Annotated in this window: 19 protein-coding genes and 2 pseudogenes; 10 read left to right on the forward strand and 11 right to left on the reverse strand. The window is 52.4% G+C overall.

From position 1 onward, the window contains the following. Positions 1–15 precede the first annotated feature (15 nt). Positions 16–855 (reverse strand): transporter substrate-binding domain-containing protein, encoded by an 840-nt coding sequence (locus FHW16_RS25235; protein ID WP_182552032.1) that lies wholly within the window; start codon positions 853–855, stop codon positions 16–18. Positions 856–981: 126 nt separating this feature from the next. On the opposite strand from FHW16_RS25235, the gene FHW16_RS25240 reads away from it, so the two are divergent. Then, a complete protein-coding gene (locus FHW16_RS25240) occupies positions 982–1,917 on the forward strand; it encodes a LysR family transcriptional regulator (protein ID WP_182552033.1) in 936 nt (311 codons plus the stop codon). Positions 1,918–2,246: 329 nt separating this feature from the next. Here the strand turns inward: FHW16_RS25240 and FHW16_RS25245 are convergent, their stop codons facing one another. Further along, entirely contained in the window at positions 2,247–3,542 is a 1,296-nt protein-coding gene (locus tag FHW16_RS25245; RefSeq protein WP_432652086.1) for an O-antigen ligase family protein, read from the reverse strand. Between the two features lie 297 nt (positions 3,543–3,839). Here FHW16_RS25245 and FHW16_RS25250 point away from each other — a divergent pair, with 297 nt between their 5' ends. Continuing rightward, positions 3,840–4,919: an acyltransferase family protein gene (locus FHW16_RS25250; RefSeq protein ID WP_182552034.1), complete on the forward strand. Its 1,080-nt coding sequence runs from the start codon at positions 3,840–3,842 to the stop codon at positions 4,917–4,919. A 146-nt stretch (positions 4,920–5,065) separates the two neighbouring features. On the opposite strand, the pseudogene FHW16_RS25255 reads toward FHW16_RS25250, so the two are convergent. After that, positions 5,066–5,235, reverse strand: a pseudogene (locus FHW16_RS25255) (IS6 family transposase); the annotation flags it as partial. 582 nt (positions 5,236–5,817) lie between these two features. On the opposite strand from FHW16_RS25255, the gene FHW16_RS25260 reads away from it, so the two are divergent. The 7 genes from FHW16_RS25260 to FHW16_RS25290 all read left to right on the forward strand — a co-directional run bounded on the left by FHW16_RS25260 (position 5,818) and on the right by FHW16_RS25290 (position 13,254). Continuing rightward, positions 5,818–6,921 carry a helix-turn-helix domain-containing protein gene (locus tag FHW16_RS25260; protein ID WP_182552078.1) on the forward strand — a complete coding sequence of 368 codons (1,104 nt, stop codon included), beginning with the start codon at positions 5,818–5,820 and terminating at the stop codon, positions 6,919–6,921. Between the two features lie 323 nt (positions 6,922–7,244). Further along, positions 7,245–8,294, forward strand: coding sequence for a UDP-glucuronic acid decarboxylase family protein (locus FHW16_RS25265; protein WP_182552035.1), 1,050 nt, complete (start codon positions 7,245–7,247; stop codon positions 8,292–8,294). Continuing rightward, on the forward strand, positions 8,294–9,280 hold the full coding sequence (galE, locus tag FHW16_RS25270; RefSeq protein ID WP_182552036.1) for a UDP-glucose 4-epimerase GalE: 987 nt from the start codon (positions 8,294–8,296) through the stop codon (positions 9,278–9,280). The genes FHW16_RS25265 and galE overlap by 1 nt, the downstream gene beginning before the upstream one ends. Continuing rightward, complete coding sequence (locus FHW16_RS25275) at positions 9,277–11,139, forward strand: glycosyltransferase family 2 protein (protein ID WP_182552037.1); 1,863 nt, start codon at positions 9,277–9,279, stop codon at positions 11,137–11,139. Before galE ends, FHW16_RS25275 begins: the two co-directional genes overlap by 4 nt. Continuing rightward, positions 11,136–11,753 carry a DUF995 domain-containing protein gene (locus tag FHW16_RS25280; protein WP_182552038.1) on the forward strand — a complete coding sequence of 206 codons (618 nt, stop codon included), beginning with the start codon at positions 11,136–11,138 and terminating at the stop codon, positions 11,751–11,753. Before FHW16_RS25275 ends, FHW16_RS25280 begins: the two co-directional genes overlap by 4 nt. Then, positions 11,750–12,709 carry a glycoside hydrolase family 26 protein gene (locus tag FHW16_RS25285; protein ID WP_182552039.1) on the forward strand — a complete coding sequence of 320 codons (960 nt, stop codon included), beginning with the start codon at positions 11,750–11,752 and terminating at the stop codon, positions 12,707–12,709. The genes FHW16_RS25280 and FHW16_RS25285 overlap by 4 nt, the downstream gene beginning before the upstream one ends. A gap of 35 nt (positions 12,710–12,744) precedes the next feature. After that, positions 12,745–13,254, forward strand: coding sequence for a DUF995 domain-containing protein (locus FHW16_RS25290; protein ID WP_182552040.1), 510 nt, complete (start codon positions 12,745–12,747; stop codon positions 13,252–13,254). Positions 13,255–13,384: 130 nt separating this feature from the next. Here FHW16_RS25290 and FHW16_RS25295 read toward each other — a convergent pair whose 3' ends face one another. After that, positions 13,385–13,729: a hypothetical protein gene (locus FHW16_RS25295; protein ID WP_182552082.1), complete on the reverse strand. Its 345-nt coding sequence runs from the start codon at positions 13,727–13,729 to the stop codon at positions 13,385–13,387. Positions 13,730–14,080: 351 nt separating this feature from the next. Next, positions 14,081–14,641, reverse strand: coding sequence for an SMI1/KNR4 family protein (locus tag FHW16_RS25300; protein WP_182552041.1), 561 nt, complete (start codon positions 14,639–14,641; stop codon positions 14,081–14,083). Positions 14,642–14,779: 138 nt separating this feature from the next. Between FHW16_RS25300 and FHW16_RS25305 the strand changes: the two are divergent. Next, a pseudogene (locus FHW16_RS25305) lies at positions 14,780–15,057 on the forward strand (hypothetical protein); the annotation flags it as partial. 2 nt (positions 15,058–15,059) lie between these two features. Here the strand turns inward: FHW16_RS25305 and FHW16_RS25310 are convergent. The 6 genes from FHW16_RS25310 to FHW16_RS25335 all read right to left on the reverse strand — a co-directional run bounded on the left by FHW16_RS25310 (position 15,060) and on the right by FHW16_RS25335 (position 22,296). Further along, positions 15,060–15,701: a hypothetical protein gene (locus FHW16_RS25310; protein WP_182552042.1), complete on the reverse strand. Its 642-nt coding sequence runs from the start codon at positions 15,699–15,701 to the stop codon at positions 15,060–15,062. Between the two features lie 595 nt (positions 15,702–16,296). Then, positions 16,297–16,776 (reverse strand): DUF4189 domain-containing protein, encoded by a 480-nt coding sequence (locus FHW16_RS25315; protein WP_182552043.1) that lies wholly within the window; start codon positions 16,774–16,776, stop codon positions 16,297–16,299. Positions 16,777–16,825: 49 nt separating this feature from the next. Next, complete coding sequence (locus tag FHW16_RS25320) at positions 16,826–17,494, reverse strand: hypothetical protein (RefSeq protein WP_182552044.1); 669 nt, start codon at positions 17,492–17,494, stop codon at positions 16,826–16,828. A 14-nt stretch (positions 17,495–17,508) separates the two neighbouring features. Beyond that, positions 17,509–17,943, reverse strand: coding sequence for an invasion associated locus B family protein (locus tag FHW16_RS25325; protein WP_348643934.1), 435 nt, complete (start codon positions 17,941–17,943; stop codon positions 17,509–17,511). Between the two features lie 138 nt (positions 17,944–18,081). After that, entirely contained in the window at positions 18,082–21,816 is a 3,735-nt protein-coding gene (locus FHW16_RS25330; RefSeq protein WP_246711948.1) for a YadA-like family protein, read from the reverse strand. A gap of 186 nt (positions 21,817–22,002) precedes the next feature. Then, positions 22,003–22,296, reverse strand: coding sequence for a hypothetical protein (locus tag FHW16_RS25335; protein ID WP_182552047.1), 294 nt, complete (start codon positions 22,294–22,296; stop codon positions 22,003–22,005). Positions 22,297–22,966: the final 670 nt, after the last annotated feature.

Genomic DNA, 22,966 nt, shown 5'->3' on the forward strand with positions numbered 1-22,966 from the left:
ACTCTGGTCTCGGGATCAGTTCGCAAACCAAGTCGACTGCGGTTTGCCAAAATCGAACTTTCGCGTCGCCTTCAGATCCGAGTCCTTGCCAAGCCACTTGTCGTACAATTTCTGCCCCTCCCCGCTTTTCTCGATACTCGCCAGGAACTCGTCGGCCGTCTTCACGAGCACGGGTGAGCCCTTGCGGAAGGCAAAACCAGACGGCATCGACAGTAATGGTTCGTCGAGGAAGCGCAGCCCCTTGATCTTGTCGCCGGCATTCCGCTGAACAGCCCTGCCTTCGGAATAGCGGTACACTGTTGCTTTGACCTTGCCTTGCTGGAGGGCGAGGAACGACGCGGCACTCGTCTCGAACGAAAGGACACGAGCGTCTGGAAGTCTCTTTTCTGTCAAAGGAATCAGAACTGATCCCTTCACCAGACCTATGCGCTGCGCCGACAGATCATCGACTGTCTTGATATTGGAACTGTCCAGAACAACAAAGTTGAAATCTTCGGCAATATAGGCACCACTGAAATCAACCTGCTCCGCGCGCTCCTTGCTGTAGCTGAGAAGCGATGCCAAAATATCGACGCGACCTTGCGTCAGCTCGGCCATCCTGGTCTGTGGCGAGACCGGAATAAGCAGGGGCTTTACCCCAATATACTTGGCGAACATGTTACAAAGCTCGATCTCATACCCAGCGGGCTCACGCGTCTTGGGATCTTGAAAACCGAGGGGCGGAGAGTTTGTCAGCACACCGCAGTTCAGCGTTCCCGCCGATTTGATGTCATCGAGCTGTTCGGCAGAGACCATGGTTGAAAGAATGGCCGCCCCGTTAAAAACCGCGGCAGCCAGAAATAGCTTCACGTTCATTTTGTTCCTCCTCCACAGCGCACCCTCTCGCTGTCAGGACGTTTTAATCAGAAGGAGATATTCAAACAAATATATATTGGAGATAGGATACATATCGATTCGATATAGAAAGCATTGAACACCCGGATGACACTTGATCTGTTGAAATTGCGCTATTTTGCCAAGATTGCCGAACTGGGGTCTTTCACACGCGCTTCCAATGAACTCGGCGTCGCGCAGCCGGCGCTTAGCTTGCATATGCGAGCACTTGAAGAGCAGTTGGATGTACGGCTTTTGAATCGGATGCCCCGCGGGGTGGTCGCTACCGAGGCGGGACAGACGCTGCTGTCCCATGCCCAAGCCATCCTTCGTGCTCTAGAACAGGCTGAAGCAGCGACAAAAGAGCAAGCAGAGTATCCAACGGGCTCCGTTTCTCTGGGCATTCTCAGTTCGATTTGCCCGACGCTGTCTATTCCCGTGATTGAAGAATGTTCTCAGCGATTTCCAAAGATCCGTCTCACGATCAGCGAGGGCGACAGCCAGACGCTTCGGGCAGCGGTAGATACGCGTATCCACGACCTTGCTGTCACTCTGGACGGTGTCGCCAAACCAACATCATCGCCTCTTTTCGAAGAGATGCTCTACGTCGTCGGTCCCTTCGGGCAATTCGCACCCGATGCAGCGTTGACGGTTGAAGAAGCACTTGGCCTGCCGTTGATCCTGCCCACACGGCGCCACGGGATTCGCATTCTGCTTGAACGACAGGCTTTGATGCTCGGCCGCGAACTTAATATCGTGCGCGAAATCGAAGGTGTGGCAAGCACGAAGGCAGCAATCCGTGCCGGTCTCGGGCTAACGATCCTTGGGCGTGGTGCGGTCCATGCGGAGCAGGAAAGCGGAACTTTATCCGCTATTGCTCTGACGCGCCCAGGTCTTACCCGCCGTCTCGTTCTCGATACACCGGTCAACCATCCACCGACGCGCGCTGTAATCGAGGTACAAAAAATTCTGTTCGCCATTATCATAAAGCTCGGTGATGAGGGCCACTGGACCTGCCTTTTGCCGAAGCCACCTACAACCTGATAGAGGCGGCAGAAGCGGCCTCTCAAGGAATCGTCGCACAGTCATTTCAGGCCAGCATATAGGCCGTCTTCACGGTCGTATAGAATTCAACGGCGTATTTGCCCCGCGGGCACCCTTGAGACGTTCGGTTGCCTCAGCGACGAACCGGTCGTGAATGCCTTCGGTAAAAATAATGCGGGACGACGCGGTGCGGCGCTGGGCCATACCAGCTAAGGATCACTTTTCAGGGGGCAGACCAAGCCAATCAACCCAGCTCTTCTGTGCCGAAGGTCTACCGGTAGCTTTGAAGGTCCTTGTCGAAATATGCTGTGGTGACGCCCTCTTTGATTTCAGCCCGAGATCAGGCGAGCCTGCCCTTGCAGCCGCAAGCCAAAAACAGAAAACAGAAAGGCAAACCAAAGAGGACTACCGCTTTGGAAGAACATGCTCTCAACGCAGGCGGTGATGATGCCGTACAACCAAAGGCGGACAAACAACCGGGTCATGTGAGGATTATTCCCTGATGTGTCAGCTTTCGACACGTAATGGAGCGGCAGTATGATCAGCCAGATTACGGTCAGGATAAGCCCTGGTATGCCCGCAGAAAGAAGCGTATCCAGATAAGCGTTATGCGCACTGGTGGCATTCACTGCCCATGTTTCCATTTTGCCGCCGCTGTATATAACCTCCGACGTCTGCCAAAAGGCCTGAAGACCATAGCCGGTAAAAGGCTTTTCAGCGATTGCGGAAAACGCGAAATTCCAGATGTCGGTTCGGTTGGTGAACGTTGTGTCGATTCCGAATCCCTTGAGGAGAGATCGGATGGGTTCGAAAACCGCCGAACCGACCGTGAAGAGATTGATAGCGAGACTTCCTCCAATCGCAATCGGTATGCGCGTCCATTTCCAGTTTTCAAAAACCCACGCCACAACGAGGATCGCAGGCAGTGCTGCCGTGGATGTCTTTCCTCCGGTCTTGGACAGGAAGAAAACCGACAATACAATAATCAGTATGCCGAGCACGCGCCTTTCACTGTTGCAAAGGAAAAGCCCAAAAAAAACAGCCATAACCATGATGCCAGCTGCCACGTTCTTATGAGCAAAATGCCCTTTCCAATAGCCCGCGAGCATAGGCTCGAAAGCATCGGATGCCTGATGAATGCCGAGGCTTGGAAGAAAGAAAACACCGTAATAAGCCACCGCCAATGTGAAGAGCATGGCCATGCCGAGCAACGTTGCAAAATGTTTGTCCGACCGGGGCAGGTGAAGGAAAATACTGGCATTGAGGCAGGTCAACAGCGCCAGGATCACCCGCTTGATCGCAAGGTCTGGATGCGCTGACAGCATCGAAGCGAAGAGATACCAGATAAAGATCATCGCCAGCAAAAAACGTGGACGAAAGATCGCGGCGCGCGCCGGATTGTTGAAAGCAAAAATCAGTAGTCCCCCGGTCAAAGCCAGAGTAACAATCTGATTGATAAAATTGGAATTGTCTGCGAGTGGCCCGTCCGTCGACGCGGCCCCCAAAAGTGAAAAGGGATTGGTCGTGATCCAGAAAAACAAGAAAAGAGCGACGAAGAGGAAAGCACTGGAGCTGCTATCTTTGACACGGCTGGTGCTGCTTTCAATTGCGGTCAAATCACACACCAAATCTGTAATATGCTTCCATTAGATGCTGTTCTGTCTTACACTTTGTGTGAAGCGAAACATAGAGTTTCTATCTCCAGTACTAAATTTGATGCTTGCTTTTGCACATATGGTTTGATTTGAAGCTATGTGAGCAGCCGATCCTGCCAAGTGCAACTGAAAGGGTGCAGTTGTTGCATTCGCAACATTCAGAGGTCATTGGCGAAACACGGTGGTATGCCATATCCTGGTCACGGGGGAGTTGGACAGGATGCAATCGCCATGAATGATTTTCTCTAACGATAAAAAGACAGATTGATGGAAGCGAAGCGGTTATCAAATATTGACGGACTTCGCGCCATTGCTGCGCTTTCAGTATTCTTTCAGCACTGGTTCGGGGACATGCTGCGCCACAGCGACAGTGCCAAACCGTTGTACCAACCGGTTTTGGCCATCGTCGAGAATATCGACCTTGGCCGCTTTGGTGTCGTTCTGTTTTTTTTCATCAGCGGCTTTGTTGTCCCCTTCAGTATCAAAGGTGAAACGCCACTCGTTCGCTTTGCCGTTTCACGGTTTTTTCGGCTGTATCCGGCTATGTGGATGGCTATTGCGGCACTTGTCATTTTATTCTGGAGTCAGGGAAACCCGGCTGAGCTCTCGAGTGTCCTTGCCAATCTGACGATGGTGCCCGTGGTTTTTGGAAAACAGTGGCTATCCAATATTTATTGGACACTGTTTGTGGAACTCCTGTTCTACTTTCTCATAGCTATGTTGTTTTGGATGCGGCTGGTGTTTAACTTCCGTACAATTTTCTTCTTCAGCTTGTTTCTTGTCTTTTCGACCGTGGTACCGGTTCTACTCCGTACACATTTCGGCATCAATGTTCCGGTCCAGTATTTGGGGATGCATTTATCGTTCTTGTTCTGCGGATTGCTGGTGCGGTTGGCAGTTACAGAAAAGATAAAGAATGCGTTCTGGGCAATTGCCTTTCTCTTTTGTTTGCAGATGGTGGCAATTGCTGCTGTCGCAGACTTTTCACTGTCCCGGGGTGACGGATTTGTCGGTTTGTCCGTCATGCCGGTCCTTGTCGCCTATCTTCTTGCAGCGGCAGTTTTTGTCTTGTCAGTTGCCAGCCGACGCCCGCAATCACCAACCCTTTCGTTCGTTGGACAAATCAGCTATTCAATTTATCTCTTTCACTGGATTGCAGCCCAGATCGTTTACCTGGTCTTCCCGCCGACAGGAAACTGGCTGGATTTTCTGTCTATCACCATTTCATTGGCTGCGACGATTGTTGTTTCTTGGGCAGTCTACACAGTGGTCGAAAAGCCGATGATTGATTTTGCCAAATATATTATGGACAGAGGTTTTAGGCTGATACGTCAGAGGGCACCGTAAAGTTCCAAGGGGCTCGTTACCTTGTTTGAAAAAGGAATGCATTAGGGCTGCCCTTACAGTTTCAAGTAAGTTGACCGCTGGAGCGAACAGGTTGTGGGCGGTTTCCACCAAATACGCAGGGCATGACCGGGATCATGTTTTCAGCTCCACCGGCCGATGGTCTCATAGGAACAGCGATTCCGTACGTCAGCAACATTTCCTCAATTTGCTGCAGGTTGAGTGGAAATCGATAGCAGAGCCAGACAGCGCGGACGATGATTTCCGGCGGAAAACGATGGTTCTTGTAATTGGCGACGGGCGGCTGGCTTATGCTCATGACCAATATCGAGTATTCCTTAGTCCAAACACGGTGACACCCAATAACGCTTCTTGCGTAGCCGAGCACACAGATCTTTGCAGTGCGTGGTCGACCGGGAACGGCCGTAGCGGATTATCATCCCCTTCCCCCTTCAACTCTCGTTCCCCTGTTGGACAACGAAGAGACCCATAGAGATCTGTGGGGCAGCCTCCTTGCCATCGAAATAATACCTATCTGTTATGTCGTCCCGACGTGTTCAGAGGTATTCGTTATTTTGTGCCCTCAAAACCTTATGATCCTTTTACCAACGAGGCAGGTTGAAACCATACCGTTCATTGACGAAAAGTTTGCAAGGAAACCGGTAACCATCAATTCGATTGGTAAATGCCTAATCATAATTGGCTTTGTTTTACGGTATTTGACTTTCAATGAGAAGTTAACTTTCAACTGCCATGGTTAAATTTAGAAATATACTTTAAACTGATAGAAAACTTTATTGGATGTCGGGAGGTTAAATTGTCGAACTCATCAAGGAAAGGGCATTCACCGCCAACTCTGGTTGAAAAGTCGCATGACCTGCAGATTAACTCGTGCCCACCGATGCAGATTGAACGACGGAGATGGCCACGGCAGCCGATCAATGACCTCGAACCATCTCCGCCTTTGCCACCGGCCCTGGAGCCTCTGCAATTTTCTACACGCGACCTCTCTCCGCGGGACCAATTTGCTGCGTGGCAAGCTTATTTAGCACCGCTAATTGACATTGCACTCCCGGATGCTTTTTCATCTGACGCGGGCTTTCCGGCCGACCATACGGCTTGGAATCTTGGAAACATGCTCGTAGTTCAACAATCTTCGCCTTCTCATAGCTATACGCGCTCACCGCTGAAACTCCGATCCAATTTGATTGATCATTGGCATCTGGTTTTGTTACGGTCTGGCCAAACCTGGACTGAGGTTGACGGACACGTTTTCGAAGGCATGCCGGGGAGATTGGAACTCAGATCGTTGGGCCATCCTTTCAGAGGTAGAACAACTGACACGCGCAGCACCTCATTTTATTTGCCTCGCGAACTGTTTTCGGAAACAGCCGTTGCCAAAGAGATCAAGAACGGGACAATACTGTCCGGAAATTATACCAACCTATTGATTGAATACATAGATAGCATCGATGCGAAATTATCCAGCTTGACTGCGGCAGACCTTCCACAAGTCGTTCAGACAACCCGCGATATGATTGTAACCTGCCTATCATCTATGGCACAGTACGCTGACGTTGCTGAACCACAGGGCACCCTCGCCTTGATGGAACGTGTGCGTCGCTTCGTACAGCGTAATTTAAGCTCGCCAAATCTTACACCTGATACATTATGCCGGGAGCTTGGTATTTCACGCACACGGCTCTATCAATTATTGGAACCCAGCGGCGGGGTTCTCCACTACATTCAAAAGCGCCGCCTTCTGTCAGCGCACGTTGCACTGAGTAACACCGGCAACCGACAGCATATTGTGGAGATTGCCGCTGTCGTGGGCTATACTTCCGCGGCTCATTTCAGCCGGGCGTTCAGCAAGGAATTCGGTTACAGTCCCCGCGCGGCCCGAAATGTAACAGTTCCACCGTATTTAGCGCACAATGCTCCACGCACCGAAATAAGCCACGGCAATCATTCCTTTGGCGAGTGGCTCGCATCTCTCGGGCAATAATACAAACTGTTCAACCATTAGCAGCCGGATTTGGACGATGCGAGGCAACATGGGCGGCCGGCCGGATCGGCGGTCCATTCGACTATGTTCCCCTTCATGCGCGTGGTCCGATACAGATCCCGATAACGCAATCACGAAGTATATTGAGTTGCAGATATGGACGCTATGGCAAGTTTCCGGATGCGCATCCAACGACAACACATGATTAGCAAAGTATACAAAGACAACAATAAACATGCCGTTAAACAAAACTTTGAACTGAGTGCATTCATTGAATGATGTGCACTTGATCGACGAAGTATAGGCAAATTTGGGGTCTTTCAATGAAAAGCGTGCGTCCAAACTTCATCAGCCCGAACATCAATTCGCTTTTCAGCGATGTTCATGTAATTCGCTCCAAGCAACGGTCACTGCATATTCTCGTTGCCGGAGGCGCTGGCTTTCTTGGATCACATCTCTGCGAACGTCTTCTAAAAGCAGGACACACCGTAATCTGCGTTGACAATTTCTCCACGGGGCTAGAACGCAATATTCGTCATTTGCGGAACTTCGAGGGTTTCAGCGTCATTAAGCATGACATTGTTGATCCAATCGATATTGAAGTCGATGAAATTTATAATCTTGCCTGCCCCGCCTCGCCGCCGCACTATCAGGCTGATCCAGTTCATACCATGAAGACATGTGTGTTTGGTGCACTCAATTTGCTGGAACTGGCCGCACGGACAGGTGCTCGCATTTTCCAGGCCTCCACGTCAGAAATATACGGCGATCCTTTGGTGCACCCTCAGGTCGAAAGCTATTGGGGAAATGTAAATTCGTTTGGTCCCAGGTCTTGCTATGACGAGGGCAAGCGCAGTGCCGAGACATTATTCTTTGATTTTCACAGAAAATACCATGTCGAGATAAAGGTGGCCCGAATATTCAATACCTACGGCCCCAATATGCGCCCTGACGATGGCCGGGTTGTTTCCAACTTTATTGTGCAGGCTCTGAAAGGGCACGACATAACTATCTATGGTGATGGCTCGCAAACCCGTTCCTTTTGTTTTGTCAATGATCTCATCGACGGCTTTCAGCAGCTCATGGCCACCGGGCCGTCATTCACCAGTCCCGTGAATCTGGGAAACCCGGTTGAATTTACGATACTGGAGCTCGCCGAGCAGGTTATCAAACTGACGGGTTCACGTTCGAAGACAATTCAAAACCCGCTGCCGACAGACGATCCACGTCAACGTCGTCCGGATATCTCGCTTGCCCAGCGTCAGTTGGGATGGCAGCCGATGGTACCGCTCACCGTGGGCCTGGAAAAAACGATTTGTTACTTTGACCGGCTGCTGACTGAACAGACATATGAATTTGCGGGGATTGCGTAATGTCACCGCGACGAGTTCTGGTGACAGGTGGCGCTGGATATATTGGCAGCCACACTGCCAAGCTTCTCCATTCAAGTGGGGTTGAGCCAATTGTCTTTGACAGTCTGGTTACGGGCAATCGCGCTTCCGTGCGCTGGGGACCGTTTGTACACGGCGATATCCTCGACACAAGCAGTCTATTGCGCGTTTTAAATCACTACAAGCCAGACGCGGTCGTACATTTCGCAGCCTCGGCCTATGTTGGAGAGTCAGTCGAAAACCCGTCAAAATATTACAGGAACAATGTCGCAGGCACCTTATCGCTCTTGGACGCCTGTCGACATGCGGATGTCGACAAGGTCATTTTTTCATCGAGTTGCGCAACTTACGGTGTTCCTTCTTCACTTCCCATCACCGAGGCCACCCCACAACAACCGATCAATCCTTATGGCAGGACGAAACTTATTGCCGAACAGATTTTGCAGGATTATGCGGCTGCTTATCATCTGAAATATGTTGCGCTACGCTACTTCAATGCCTGTGGCGCAGACCCGGATGGTGAACTCGGCGAATGGCACGACCCCGAGACGCATCTCATACCAAGAGCATTGCTTGCAGCCGTAGGAGCAATCTCGCACCTTTCCGTATTCGGTGATGATTATGACACTGCCGATGGAACTTGTGTTCGTGATTATATTCACGTGACGGACCTTGCCCGGGCCCATGTACTGGCATTGGACCACCTTGTCAGCGGTGGTCCAAATCTCGCGGTCAATCTCGGGACCGGGCATGGTTCGTCGATAGCCGAGATATTGAAAGCTATCGGTCGCATTACCAAACGCGAAGTGCCTGTTGAAATGCATCCGCGACGCGTCGGCGACCCACCTTCACTTTATACAGATCCGGCCTTTGCGCGTCGCGTACTTGGCTTTTCGCCTGAGTACTCTGACCTCGATACCATCATCCGGACTGCAGCGCCCTTCTTTGGTCTGGAGGCGCAGACATGACGAAGATACTCAAAGTGGTTACGCGACCCGATCAGATTCCAGTCCTGAGAGGATATCACCGCAAAGAATATGCGGTCGGCGCGGTAATCTGGCTGGCAATGCTTGTTTATTTCTGGGCCTGGTGGCTGAAGCCGGAACACTATGTTGATTTCTGGGGATTCACCTTGGTTACCGCCATACTGGTTTGGGTAACTTTCCTGCCGGCCTACTTCATCATTCTGTTTTATCGCGCGCAAAAGCCCCACGGGCCTCTTCAATTGCCTATTGGTAGTCGCGTCGCAATGGTTGTTACCAAAGCGCCATCGGAGCCTTTTTCGGTCGTCGCGGTGACACTGAAAGCAATGCTCGCTCAAGCGTATCCACATGACACCTGGCTTGCCGACGAGGATCCATCTGCAGAAACATTGAACTGGTGCCAAGCGCACGGTGTACTTGTATCCACACGGAAAAACCGGACGGATTACCACCGTGCAAGCTGGCCGCGCCGGACACGCTGCAAGGAAGGGAATCTCGCCTTTTTCTATGATTATTATGGCTATGAACGTTACGATTTTGCAGTGCAACTCGACGCAGATCATGTCCCAGAGACAGGTTATCTCATTGAAATGCTGCGTCCGTTTGCTGATCCAGATGTGGGCTATGTGTCTGCACCAAGTATATGTGATCACAATGCATCAGAGAGCTGGTCCGCCCGCGGACGGCTTTATGCCGAAGCGAGCATGCATGGCGCACTTCAGGCCGGTTACAATCACGGTCTTGCTCCTCTGTGCATCGGATCACACTATGCTGTGCGCACCGCTGCACTCCGACAGATAGGCGGGTTGGGACCTGAGCTTGCAGAAGATCATTCGACAACATTGATTATGAATGCTCATGGATGGCGCGGTGCGCATGCGATTGATGCCATTGCACACGGTGACGGTCCCCGCACATTCGCCGATCTTGTAACACAGGAGTTCCAGTGGTCGCGCAGTCTTGTCATGCTGCTCCTACAGTACTCACCGACCTACGTTCCGCGCCTACCACCGCGATTGAAGTTCCAATTTCTGTTTTCTCAGCTGTGGTATCCGCTTTTTGCTGTGTTTATGGCCCTCATGTTTCTGATGCCGGTTTTGGCACTTATCCGCCATCAAAACTTTGTCGCAGTGACCTATCCTGACTTTCTTGCTCATTTCGCGCCTCTCTCGGTCACGTTGATCGTGCTGGCTTTCCGCTGGCGTGCAAGCGGCTCATTCCGGCCCTTGGATGCCAAAATTCTGAGCTGGGAGGCAATGTTTTTCCTCTTCGCTCGCTGGCCGTGGGCGCTGGCGGGAACAATTGCTGCTGTCCGGGACTGGATTACAGGATCTCATGTCGATTTTCGTATTACGCCCAAAGGCGTATCCGAAGTGGATCCGCTGCCTGTGCGCGTTCTCATACCCTATGGTTTTCTGTCGGTTGTCTCCATATTGCCGGTTCTATTCGTGGGAAATGCAGGTGAAACCCGCGGCTTTTACGTTTTCGCGATCATCAATGCTGTGCTTTACACGCTTCTCTTGCTCACAATCGTGATCCAGCACGCGCGAGAGAATACTGTCAGGTTCCGAACACGAACATATCGGCCGGCAATGGCAGCGAGCCTGCTCATTCTTATCGCCCTGCCGGGCATTGCATCGGTAGAACGCGGAAAAGAGGGACTTGAATCTCTGGCATGGGGCACGGGCAGGTTGCGGCTGTATGAGACCACATATGCAGTATCCGGCGCTGGCCTTGGAGGTCGAGAGCTTCGCAAGCTGACTTTCAATCCCCATTGGCTGCCCGTTCCGTCAGACGTCAACTTCCCGGAAGAAGAACAGCTCAGGGAGAGCGAAACAAAATGAATAACAGGGGAATTGGAATAATGTTGCTACCTGGCAAAAAAGTGAAGGTACATAGATCGTTGGGCGGCGTGCCGCTGCTGTTATCGTACTGTCTGTCTGCCGTCATCCTTACGGGAACAGCTTATGCTGGCGCAGAGATCCGACAGTCGGAGAATACTCGTCCAATGACCGGCGTGGAACTTTATATGCTTTATCGCGACAAGTCATGGACCTGGGCGGATGGAGCCGCGCGGTTTGACGACAAAAGCCGACAATTTACGGCAAGAACCGGTGCTGGAGATACAACTGCGTGGGCACAAGGACGATGGAATGTCACCAATGATGGCCACTTATGCCTCAATGCCGAATGGCACACGGTCTCCGGCGTTCACGCCAACAGAACGTGCTTTAGTCACAAGTTGGATCGCGGCACCATTTACCAGAAAAAGGATCCATCAGGAAGCTGGTATGTTTTCAAGCATGCCGTGCCGGCTGAAACCGACGAGTTCAAGAAACTTGTTGCAGAAAACCTTGTGTCTCCGGATCTGGCGACAATCAAATCCAATCTCGAGATTCAGAAAAAATTAGCTGGCAACATTGCGCCAAGGGTTGCTAGCAGGAGGAAAACCCAATGAACAATAATAAAATTCGAACGGCGATTACCGTCTCCTTTGCAACTTTGGTACTGACCGGGACAGTTCTGGCAGCCAGCACCCCTCGCGGCATTCCAACAACACAACAGCCTATTGCGGGCCAAGTCATGGACAAACGCCCGATTATAGGTCCAGATTCTGTGACGTTTGGTGCCTATGATCCGCACAGCGATTTCGGTAACGATCCCAATTCAAAGATCGAACACCTTTTCCTTCCTTGGGAAGATGTTGATTTGTCATCCCTGTCCGTCGCTGATGAATACGCCCAGAAACGCGGGCGGAAGCTTCTCATCACTGTGGAACCATGGTCCTGGTCAGTGGACTGGCGATTATCACCCGACGAACTGCTCAAAGGCATTCTGGCTGGCAAGTACGATGGCAACATGGCATCGGTCTGCTCCACAGCGGCTGGGCTCAAGAGCGAGGTGACTATCCGCTGGGCTCAGGAGATGGATGAGACTGACAACCAGTTCACCTGGTCACACTGGGGCCCGAAGGATTATATTGCTGCCTATCGACGTATGGTTACTGTGTGCCGCAAGCATAATGCGTCGGCAAAATACATGTGGTCACCAAAAGGAGAGGCCCGGCTTACGGCGTACTATCCTGGCAATGATGTCGTTGATGTCGTTGGTCTTTCTGTCTTTGGCCTTCAACAATACGACAAAGATCATTTCGGCAAAGAACAGACTTTTGCACAATCTCTTGCTCCTAAGTATCGATTGGTCCAAGGCTTTGGGAAACCCATTGTGGTGGCGGAACTTGGTTACGAAGGCGATTCAACTTACGTTCATGATTGGGCTGAAAATGCCGCCAAGCGATACGCAGACTTTCCGAAACTAACGGCTGTTGTCTACTTCAATGACAAAGAAGTCCACGCTTGGCCAAAACCATATGGCCTGCCCAACTGGCGCGTTGTCAGGGAAGCAACAAATTAGTTTTACTTGCTAGACAACCCTTCAGGAGGGAAGCAATGACCATAATCCGAACGCTATCAGTAATCTGCATCTTTGGTGCGACAGGCACATGTATCATCAGCGCGAATGCCGCGCAGAGTAAAAATACGGACCCTCCAGCAATGTCCGTACCGTTGGCAAGCGAAGAGTTATTCAAGCTATACAATAACCGTTCCTGGATCTGGAAGGACGGTGCTGGTTACTTCGCCGTCAAGCAGCGCGAATTCAAAGCCTGGACCGGTGAAGGGAAAGGGTCATATGGTTACGGGCACTGGTTTGTTACCGATCCAGGAAAGCTTTGCTTCAAGGCCGTGTGGTATGCGAAAGCCGGGAAAGCGCCGGCGTTGACATGTTTCAGTCATCGAAAAAAAGGCAATGTTGTATTCCAAAAGCGAGAGCCGGATGGTGATTGGTATTCGTTCAAGACGGTCCCTGCAAAGACAGGTGACGAGTATCAGAAAGTGAAACCAGGTGATTATGTCACCGCCCGGTACAATCGAGTGCGCGATCAGTTACCATCAGAATAACTCAAGTCCGCCCGCAAAAGCTTGCCGAATTTCAGGTAGCTAATTGCAGGCGGATCTTTGAACAACGACCGTCGAAGTCGTTTGGCCTTTATGGTTCGCCACGACAGGTTGAACCTGACTTCATTCTATATCATCTCTCGAAACATCTTGACGTGCGTCCGAATCCGCTCGGTGTGCAAATATACGGCGCACGACCAAGGTAAGACACGTCCGATATTTTACGTGAAGTTGAAATTTTATTCTTGACCAGTTTCTTGTTTGCCATACTCGCCTTTAAACCGGTCGGATAGCCGATCTCAACGGCAGCGGATTGAGCATCCGCTGCCGTTAGGGGCGCAACAGCAAATGCAAATGCAGCAAAAGAAATTGTAAGGATTCCTCTCAATCCCGCAGAGATATTTCTTACGTTGCCCTCATGCTCGTCCTTGGTTAAGGAAAAACGGCGAACAATAATTCTATTTTTATTAATCATCATTAGGATCTCCCCGTGCCTTATTGCGCAAAGGGGTACAACAAGAGGTCCTTCAGGGCGTTTAAAAGAATAGATACAATTAGAATCAACCAGAAATGAGTTATCGGGAATTGCTCTTCCACTTCCGGTACTGTTATGACATGTGACTATACAAATCGCTATTGGTTCTGAATATTCTGTTCGTATCTTCGCAAAATTTACGGATCCGCCGGAGATCCACGCCATTCGACCCATCGAGTGATCTATTCATAAATTTGGTAATTACCTCTGAACGTCAGGGTTGATCCTATTGGCAATCCGCGCTTCAATTCGCAGACCGGACCTGAACATTGATCCGCTGGATATAGCATGTCTTCAAATGTCCAGTTTGCGCTCTAGATCGGCTAGCCCAGGTCTGTGCCAATAACTGTAGGCGTCCCTGTTCGCGTTATCGAAGAGACTAGCGATAAAATCACGAAAGGAGTTTGCTTGCAGATAGATCATGTCATTACCTTCCACTCCCCGACTGTCTTGGGACTGTACCCACGTGAATACTTTGCCGTAACTGTCCTTCCGTAACGAAAGAAGGACCTGAAGTCCGCCAGGGTCAGATCCAATGATTAACATGTTGGGTGGATTGCTTCCAAGGTATATATCTCCGTTCCAGAGCTGCATGGCGTAAGCCCAGTCATATAACGGATCGAGGAAGGTCACCGGCTCCGTCGAGGGGTATATTTCCAACGGCACGGTGTAGGTAAACATACATGGATATACGCGGCCACCATTGTAAGCCAACATGAAGCGGCGATAGCCATCGGGAAGCTTGATATTGTTTTCGCGTTCGAAAGCAGCAACGTCAGCTGCAGGATTTGGTACATCATCCCATGTTACTCTCTGAGACCCTTGTTGACTGGGTCTGATCAGTTTGTTGTCCATGAATGCTCCTCAAAATTCAGGCGTCTGGCCCTCCGCACATGAAGTGAAGCTCCGCCTGGGTGAGGCGTAGAAGCACTCCCATCGCTGGTGTGAAAATTCTCCAGAATGAGCTCCATGGTCGCGCCGTTTTCATCTGGCAATAAACGCAGCTTAATCAGCTATGGCAAACGCTATCATGCTGGCGAGCGGATCTCCTCTGCCTTTGTCGAAGCGAGGGTGAACACGGTTATCAGCAATCGCTTCGTTAAAAGACAACAAATCCACTGAACCAGGGCGGGTGCGCATCTGTTACTGCAGACGCGCACAAAAATGCTGGATGGACCGCTAGATCGACATTCGAGGGATGGCATCCAGGCCTGGCAAGCGACCTTGAGCAGAACCGAGTTGTGATGCCCACAGCTTTATGCGGTCCCTAATCTCAGCCATTTCCATATTCACACAACATCAGGATACGGTCTGTGAAGAAATAGACATCGCCGCCAGCCTTCCACAGATCGTAATAAGGCTTATGCTCAAGCGGAAAACCTACGACATCTTCGAGCAAATACCGCGTTACGGCCGGGTACTTCGTCAGCCCAAGTACGGCCTCGTTTAATGGAAACATGTATTTTCCGATTTTGTTCATCCAGACGATAAACTGATACTCAACCTCAGACAGCGCCTCTGAATGCGGAAAAGGCTCATCGCGAATAGCCTGATAAAAGGCATCGTTGGTATATACAACCTGAACCTTGTCGTTGCGTACATGCGACGCCAATTCCGGATTGCTGATTTGGTCAAGATAATTAGCCACGTTAACACAATAAGCCCGCATCATTGCCGTAATATCGGCCTCGGGCAGGTGGTTCTCTTTTCGGGGAATGACGTACAGTCCGGAATTGTCATTTTGGTTCAACAAGCTTTTGATTCGTTCAATCAGAATCTGCCCGTTAGGCAACGTTGCAAATGCCTCCTGCAGAAACTGCTCGTCACCATCCCGTGGAATGAGGTCCGCAAACTCACTCTTATCCAGATCGCTGCGACCCGCGAGTCTTGCTTTCCAATCGTTAAGAGTAGCCATTTTTATCCATCACCTGTTTATGATTAAGTCTCTCAGAGCTGGTGGAAAGCTGTCTGGACCGTTATCTAACCAGTCGTGAGAAAATGCTTCAAGCCGTTGTAGCAAATCCGCAAGGTCTATTGCACCCTCGATCGCGTCCTGAAGTGCTTTGTGCATCCTACCTGACCCGGGTCCTGATCCTTTACCTTCTTCGGCATTATGCCTCCAACGCTCACCTGACGCCCCGGAATTGGTCCGGTTGTATCTTTGGTAGGAGTTGTCATCGCTTTGATATCATCCATGGAGAAACCCATTTCCTTGATTTTGGGTCCCATCCCAGTCATTAGCCATTCATGAAGTCCTCCAGGTGCACGAACTTGGGCCTCAATCTGCTCTCGGACAACGTCATCCGCCCAAAGCATTCGGAGTTCTGCCGGACTAAGACCATTCCACCATGAATTGAATTTACCACTTGCGAATGTCGGAACTCTGCCACCGGGCAATAGTTCTTCTTTCGTTCGCAGCGGGCGGGGAGGGCTTGCTTCTGCCTGCGTTGACGCTTTTGGAGTTTCGGCGGGGCCGTCTTTAACAACATTGTTTTTAAACTCAGTACCGGTTAAGTACAGACCCATTCACGAATTTTGCACTCCTGCCCCTCACCTCCGCAGAGATTTGTCGCTTTCTCTTCGGCTTTCGAGCGGGTGAGGTCCGACGCGGCACCCCAAGAGGATGTTTTGCCAGCTGCAGGTTTGCCTACGGACAAGGCAGCGCAATGTTCATAAGGAAACCCGGTCCCATCATCGTCTTTCCAGTGGCGATGGTTGCGGAAAACCGTAACGACCTTGCAGTTCTTTCCGTCTGCGTTCTCGCAATGTTTGAGGGCAATACTTTCGGCTTCATCGCGCTTGTCTGCTCCCCAAAAGAAACCGTGTCGATTATCGGTGGTGGAGTAGGCAATCGCACCCCAGATCCCTTTTTCTGCGAGGATCGGCTCCGGAATGGGCTCGAGTAGGGACATATCGGCCGCGCGGCTGCTGGGAGAAAGGCCAATGCCTATTGAGAGCAGTCCAATAGAGAGGATACGGTTGATATACATGCGGACACTCCATTGTCTGAGGTTGTAGTGCGATCACAATAAGCCGTCATCATCCTGCCAAGCTCCCCACGGAAACAACGACACAGGTATTGCCCGATGAGATCAGCAGAGCTTGACCGGCATTATTTGCGAGATTGTAATAAGGTGATCCAGAGAGGGTTTCGGCAAGTGCGCTTCCTTTTGGCAGGGTCGTTGCCACCTCTTGGCATGTCTTTTGAAACGGGGCGACGCGAACAAAGGTCCCTTCACAACCGGCAGCCATTGGAGAGGCAATGATGATACCGGCCGCTTGCTCCTTATACTCCGGTGTATTGTAGCTCATGCCTGTAATAGCCTGTACAGAATGCGCATCGGGTGAGTTCTTGTTCCATTGGGTGTTAACGGCATAAGTCGAGCCAAATGTCAGCGCTTGTCCAAGCACAGGAATAAGATTGGCACAGGTGCGGATACCTGCCTGGCTGATATGGTCGCGGAAGGGAGTATTGTCAGTGACTCCCGCCGAAGCTTTGGACTGGGCAGTCGCTTCTGCAAAAAAAACCGACCCAAGGTTCGGGTGAAACTTCAGCCCCAGACTCGCAGCAGCAATCAGAATGATGCTGATGCCAACGACGAATTTAGCCCGCCATCTCCACCGAGAGCCGGAACTGGACGGCGCTTCACTGTCGCTGCTGCTTTGCGAACGCGCTATAATGCGATCATTGATCGATTGCTTGGCCAATTGAATCTCTTTCGCTATTTTATCGCGGATAATGCAGCCGCAAGTCCTTTGAATGGGGCGTCAATGCTGATGATTTGATCTGAGTTCACAGAGTATGAAACCCGGGCTGTTGTCTCTTTGACAATCTGCTGGCGCAACATTGGTCCGACAGGCTGATAGCCAATACAGACCAATGTATCGCAAGCCTTCACGTCGATATCCACGTCGTGTTCCATTCCCGCAAGCTTCAACGAAATCTTGCTACCGGCACCGACAGCTGCCGGTGCCCGCAAGATCATGAAGGGTTTGCCATCCACATTTGCAGCCAGCGACCAACTGAACACCTGTGTTCCCGCCTCATCGGTAAAAGACTGACTGATATTGCAGACCTTGCGCCTGGTCTTCAGGTTCTCGTCGCAAATGAGCGTCCAGTTCTCAAAGGGATGAATGATGCGGCGATATTTCCCCACAGGCACCCCTTCTGGAATCAATACGTCTGACGGTTTGACTTTATAGCTTCCGGCAGTGGCCGGGCTGCCTGCGATGAACAGGCAAACCAGGACCTTTAAAACTGCCGGGAGCTTTTTACACACCATTCGTCTGACGCCTCAGTTCAGGGTGACGCTGACGCCCGCGCCAACGCCGACACTGCCGCCCGTTGTAGCACCGGACAGATTGGCACGAACACGTCCGTTTTCGCTGGTATAGCCGGCACCAAAGGCAAGAGCCCCCTCGTTGCGCCAGTAACCACCGCCCATCGATACGCTGAGCTTGCCGGGACGGTCATCATAGCGTAGCGATGCCGCAGCCAAGCCGATCGCAGCAGCCCTTCTGGCTTCGCTGCGTATCTCACCAATATCGTTGCTGAGCTGCCCGAACTTGGAGTCGGTATATGCATTTGCGGTATTGAGTGTCGTTGCACCAACCTGATCAGTATAGGATTTGGAATCTGTCAGCGTCGTGCTCAATCCACTTTTTAGCTGCTGGACATTTACCGCATCAGTATTTGCAACACCCGCTGCAACATTGCTGATCAGCACCGGTGCGTTTGGATCGCCGCCCTTCAGGGTGACTGTGTTCGACTTGGTGCCACCCGTGTTCTTGTCGTACTGAACGGCAGAGTCTCCAAGATTACCAATGCCCGCTGTGAGTGATTCAATAGACTGGTTCGTTGCATAGAGTTGACTGCCGTTAATCGCGTCAGTCGACGTTGCGCTGATCTGCCCCGCCGCTACATTGGTGATTGTGCGTTCCGCACCGGCGCTGCCGACACTTACTGTCGAAGTTGGAGTGGTACCAGCAAAGTTATAGGTCGTACCGTTGATCGTGGTGCTGGTGGTTGCCACCGCAGCAGAGGTGGTCGACCCGGCACCCAGCGCCACATCCCCGGCCTGTGCGGTGGCCTGCGCACCTGCTCCGAGTGCAACGTTGGTTGCATATGTGGTCGAGGCCCCGGCACCCAGCGCCATGGACTGGATACCGTTCGCCTGGGCATTGGTACCGAGAGCTACTGAATCTGCGAAATTGACGGTTGCGTTCTGGCCAAGGGCGATGCCCCCGGGAGCGGTTTGCTGGACAATCGCGCCGTTGCCAATGCCGATACCATTGTCACCATTCACTACGGTGGACGGGCCCACTGCCACGGAATCTGTTCCCACCGCCAATGAGTCCGCAAGGGTCGAATTGGCATGAAAATACTTGCCGGTTGTGGTTGCAAACGAGGTAAGCGCGCCAGAAAGCTGGCGGATTGTCACCGCGTCGCTCGCGTCAGTACCATCAGCCACATTTGTAATCTGACGATATCCGGTAGCATTTCCTACGGACACAGCACCGAGCAAGGTAAGGTCAGTGGTGTTATAGGGGATAAAGGTACCAATCGTACCGGTTGTTGCAGCAATTGGACGATCCGATACCGAGCCTGCGCCGATTGCTACGCCGCCAAGTACTGTTGCCTGGGTGTTGTAGCCCAAAGCAAGAGACTGATCCGCAGTCGATGATGCCGCGACGCCTGCAGCCAATGAGTTGATCCCCGTTGCACCATTATTGGCATAGTTTGCCTGCTGGGTACCGCCGTCGTTCACGCTGTAATAGTGTGTAAGCTGCCCCGATACAGCGTCGATCGACTGGTTCGTCGCAAAGAGCTGTGAACCGTTGATTGCATCGGTCGACGATCCTGAAATCTGGCCCGCGGCCACATTGGTGATCGTACGTTCGGCACCAACCGCCCCGACACTGACGGTTGAGGTTGGAGTTGTCCCGGCGAACGTGTAGGCGACGCCGTTGATCGTGATTCCGGTTGTGGCAATCGCAGCAGCCGTCTGGCTACCGGAGCCAAGCGCAACATCATTGGCATTGGTCGCAGTAGCACCATTGCCGACTGATACAGAGCTGGCGCCCGTTGCGGTGGATACCGGTCCGATTGCAACCGAATCTGTTCCCGTCGCTGTTGAATCCGCGAGCGTTGAATTGGCGTGGAAATATTTGATGCCGCCGCCATTGTTGATGTTGTTGATCGTCGCGCCGAGGCTGTCCACTGCGGTGTTGGTGGCAAAGAGCTGCGAGCCGTTGATCGCATCTGTTGAGGTCGCACTGATCCGGCCCGCTGCCAGATTGGTGATGGTGCGTTCGGCACCAGCCGCGCCGACACTGACAGTGGAGGTCGGAGTGGTTCCTTGGAAGGCATAGGTGGTGCCATTGATTACCGTGCTGGGTGTGCCGATCGCCACAGCAGTGACAGAGCCTGAACCCAGAGCGACGTCACCGGCATTATTGGCTGCCGCCGTGTCGCCAAAGGCAAGGGAACCTGCGCCGAGGGCACTGCTGGTATTGCCGAGCGCGACCGACCCTTGGCCGATGGCCTTGTTGGAGTTACCGATAGCCACAGCACCATTGGCCGCATTCGCAGCCGTTGCGCTCGCTGTACCGTCTGAATTGGCAATGTTGTTCGCGCCGCCGACAAAGGCCCCGGTGCCGCTGGCATAGCTCGGATCGCCGATGGCAACCGCACCGTCGCCGTAAGCGGTATTGCCGGAGCCGATCGACACCGCCTTGCCGCCGCTTGCAGTTGCGCTGGCACCGATGGCGACGGCATCGGCCGAGTCAGCCTTGGCACTCGTACCAAAAGCGATAGCGTCCTGCGCGCTGGCACTGGCCGACTTGCCGAGCGCACTGGCATTCACACCACTCGCCGTGGCACCAAGTCCCACTGCGATTGCGCTGGAGGCGGTCGCCGTGGCGTTGTTGCCGAGTGCGGTGGTGGAGACGTCCGTGGCCGAGGCTCCAGAGCCCGCCGCGACGGAGCCTACTCCACTGGACACGACTTGATTGCCCAATGCCAAGGAGAAGTCACCCGAAGCCTTGGCAACATTGCCAAGCGCTTGCGAGTTTAAACCAGCGGCATTGGCCTGAGAGCCTATCGCGATCGCATTTCCGCCGGTGGCGTTGGCGAGATAGCCCATGGCTGCGGTCCCTACGCCGGTGGCACTTGCCCCGTTTCCGACTGCCGTGGACTGGTTGGCCGACGCTGTGGCGGAGGTTCCGAACGCACTGGCTCCGGTCCCGGTCGCAGAAGAGCTCGAACCTACTGCGGCCGACCATGCCCCCGTTGCGGTTGAGGCTGTGCCGAGCGCAACGGCCTCGAACGTGAAACCAACAGGAGCGGTGCCGCTTGCATTGGCATTCGTGCCAATGGAAACGGGAGAACCGCCGCCCGTTCCAGCGTTTGCCTTAGCGCCGACCCCCATGGCTATGGCGGCACCGTTTGAAGACGAAGCGTTGGAGGACAATCCAATCGCCACCGAGGCACCACCCGAAGCGCTGGCCGTTGAGCCTAGGGCGACCGCGTTCGCCCCGTTTGCAGTCGTGTTGACACCAAAGGCTGATGCTCCATCCGCGAGTGCGCGGGCGTTGCCGCCCACGGCAAGAGCATTGACACCGGTCGCGTTCGCGAAGACACCCACACCTATGGCGTTGAGGCCATTGACACCCATTGAATAGCCGATGGCGATCGAAGCATCGCCCGTTGCGGTGATAGCGGTGCCCAACGCCACGCCGTTATTGCCATTCACGTGGGCGTTATTGCCAACGGCAGTTGAGGCAGCGCCAGGGGCGGTGTTGCCACAACCGATCGCTGTGCTTAGCCCCCCTGCAGAAGGAGTCGTGCAGTTCGCCACGTTGGTTAGAACCCCGTTACCAATGACAACCTGCGCGAACGCCGTCTGCGGAACCAGGATCCCCACCACGGCAAGCTGTGCCCCGAGCACCCCGCCGACACCTAGCGTACCAAGCCCCAGGCCGGTGCGTTTTGCCCCAAGAACACGGTGGGCGCAGCGTAACACAGCCATCAGCCGGTGACGCATTGAGCGATTGTCTTCAGGGGCTCCTGGCACCCAACTCCCTGTGAATCGGGTGATTTTGCGAAAAGCAGTAACACGTGACTGAAGTATCATATGGCAGTCCCTCTCAAATTAACCGCGACTGGCTCTTCTCTAGAACCTCGCGCCATTTCAGATGCAGATTTGAAATGCATGTCAGTTCTGAATTGCAGTGGTGCCACCAGCACCAATGTAGCGAACAAAAAGTGCGTGACCGTCCTTGCAGCCGATCGCCTCGATGGGGTCGAGCGCGCTCGCATACCAGTTGTCACCATCGGAGGGCGCAGCGCGAAGAGCTTGCGTTACCCGCTCGGGCGGCATTACAGAAGCGAGACACATCCGGATTGCTCCGAGATGCTGCTCAGGCGGACCGTCCTCGTAGAAGGGAGATGTGAGCCCCAAGACGTACGTGGCAAGCAGAAGGTCGCGCCGCGATTCTGGCAAATCCATATTTTGCCGCTTCTCTACTGACCCGGCGACGAATTTTATTCTGCGATCGAATTCGTCATGAAGGGACTGAGATATGGCGGATGCTCCCCTCCTCTGGTCTCTTTGCGTTCCTTTTACGCCCCCAAGGTATCGAGCCAAATAGTCGTGAGCTCTCGGCCAAAAACGTTTACGGAAATTCACAGACTGAGTATCTACCAATGACAAAACATGTCGCTCCCACTTGCTGCACAGCGTGACTTTTACGCCGCCGTTAAAACGCCGTATCCATTTGGCTACCCCGAGAAGGACGCCCGCATTTTCAATTGATCTCAGAGCTGCATCGAGCTTCTGTAAGGAGAATGTGCTTAGAGTTTAAAGATCAGAATATGCAGGATAATTTAGCATGGCATCGATTTTCTGTATCAAGATCGGTAAGCAGTATCCTGAAACTCCTCCCTCACATGAGGATGATTGAGGCACAACTTTTGCCAAAGATATTCCACGAAATCGCCCTTTTTCCAGAATCTCACTTTAAAATGGGGGCTGCCGAACGTTTAAAGGTGGGAAAATGCAATAGCGTTAACAAAAACAAGGTTTCGATCCTGTATTTATTTCAAAGATGGGCAGCAAGAAGACAGAAAACATCAGTACTGATTCGCATAATGCTGTATGATAGCCGATTGCACTCGCG

Source organism: Phyllobacterium myrsinacearum (assembly GCF_014138285.1).
Lineage (GTDB): Bacteria > Pseudomonadota > Alphaproteobacteria > Rhizobiales > Rhizobiaceae > Phyllobacterium > Phyllobacterium myrsinacearum_A.

Bases quoted from the DNA above. Each gene is read 5' to 3' on its own strand.
- FHW16_RS25235 (WP_182552032.1), bottom strand. From the start codon at position 855: ATGAACGTGAAGCTATTTCTGGCTGCCGCGGTTTTTAACGGGGCGGCC.
- FHW16_RS25240 (WP_182552033.1), top strand. From the start codon at position 982: ATGACACTTGATCTGTTGAAATTGCGCTATTTTGCCAAGATTGCCGAA.
- FHW16_RS25310 (WP_182552042.1), bottom strand. From the start codon at position 15,701: ATGGCTACTCTTAACGATTGGAAAGCAAGACTCGCGGGTCGCAGCGAT.
- FHW16_RS25335 (WP_182552047.1), bottom strand. From the start codon at position 22,296: ATGGATTTGCCAGAATCGCGGCGCGACCTTCTGCTTGCCACGTACGTC.
- FHW16_RS25330 (WP_246711948.1), bottom strand. From the start codon at position 21,816: ATGGCTGTGTTACGCTGCGCCCACCGTGTTCTTGGGGCAAAACGCACC.
- FHW16_RS25315 (WP_182552043.1), bottom strand. From the start codon at position 16,776: ATGTATATCAACCGTATCCTCTCTATTGGACTGCTCTCAATAGGCATT.
- galE (WP_182552036.1), top strand. From the start codon at position 8,294: ATGTCACCGCGACGAGTTCTGGTGACAGGTGGCGCTGGATATATTGGC.
- FHW16_RS25300 (WP_182552041.1), bottom strand. From the start codon at position 14,641: ATGGACAACAAACTGATCAGACCCAGTCAACAAGGGTCTCAGAGAGTA.
- FHW16_RS25260 (WP_182552078.1), top strand. From the start codon at position 5,818: ATGCAGATTGAACGACGGAGATGGCCACGGCAGCCGATCAATGACCTC.
- FHW16_RS25295 (WP_182552082.1), bottom strand. From the start codon at position 13,729: ATGATGATTAATAAAAATAGAATTATTGTTCGCCGTTTTTCCTTAACC.
- FHW16_RS25265 (WP_182552035.1), top strand. From the start codon at position 7,245: ATGAAAAGCGTGCGTCCAAACTTCATCAGCCCGAACATCAATTCGCTT.
- FHW16_RS25290 (WP_182552040.1), top strand. From the start codon at position 12,745: ATGACCATAATCCGAACGCTATCAGTAATCTGCATCTTTGGTGCGACA.
- FHW16_RS25250 (WP_182552034.1), top strand. From the start codon at position 3,840: ATGGAAGCGAAGCGGTTATCAAATATTGACGGACTTCGCGCCATTGCT.
- FHW16_RS25280 (WP_182552038.1), top strand. From the start codon at position 11,136: ATGAATAACAGGGGAATTGGAATAATGTTGCTACCTGGCAAAAAAGTG.
- FHW16_RS25285 (WP_182552039.1), top strand. From the start codon at position 11,750: ATGAACAATAATAAAATTCGAACGGCGATTACCGTCTCCTTTGCAACT.
- FHW16_RS25275 (WP_182552037.1), top strand. From the start codon at position 9,277: ATGACGAAGATACTCAAAGTGGTTACGCGACCCGATCAGATTCCAGTC.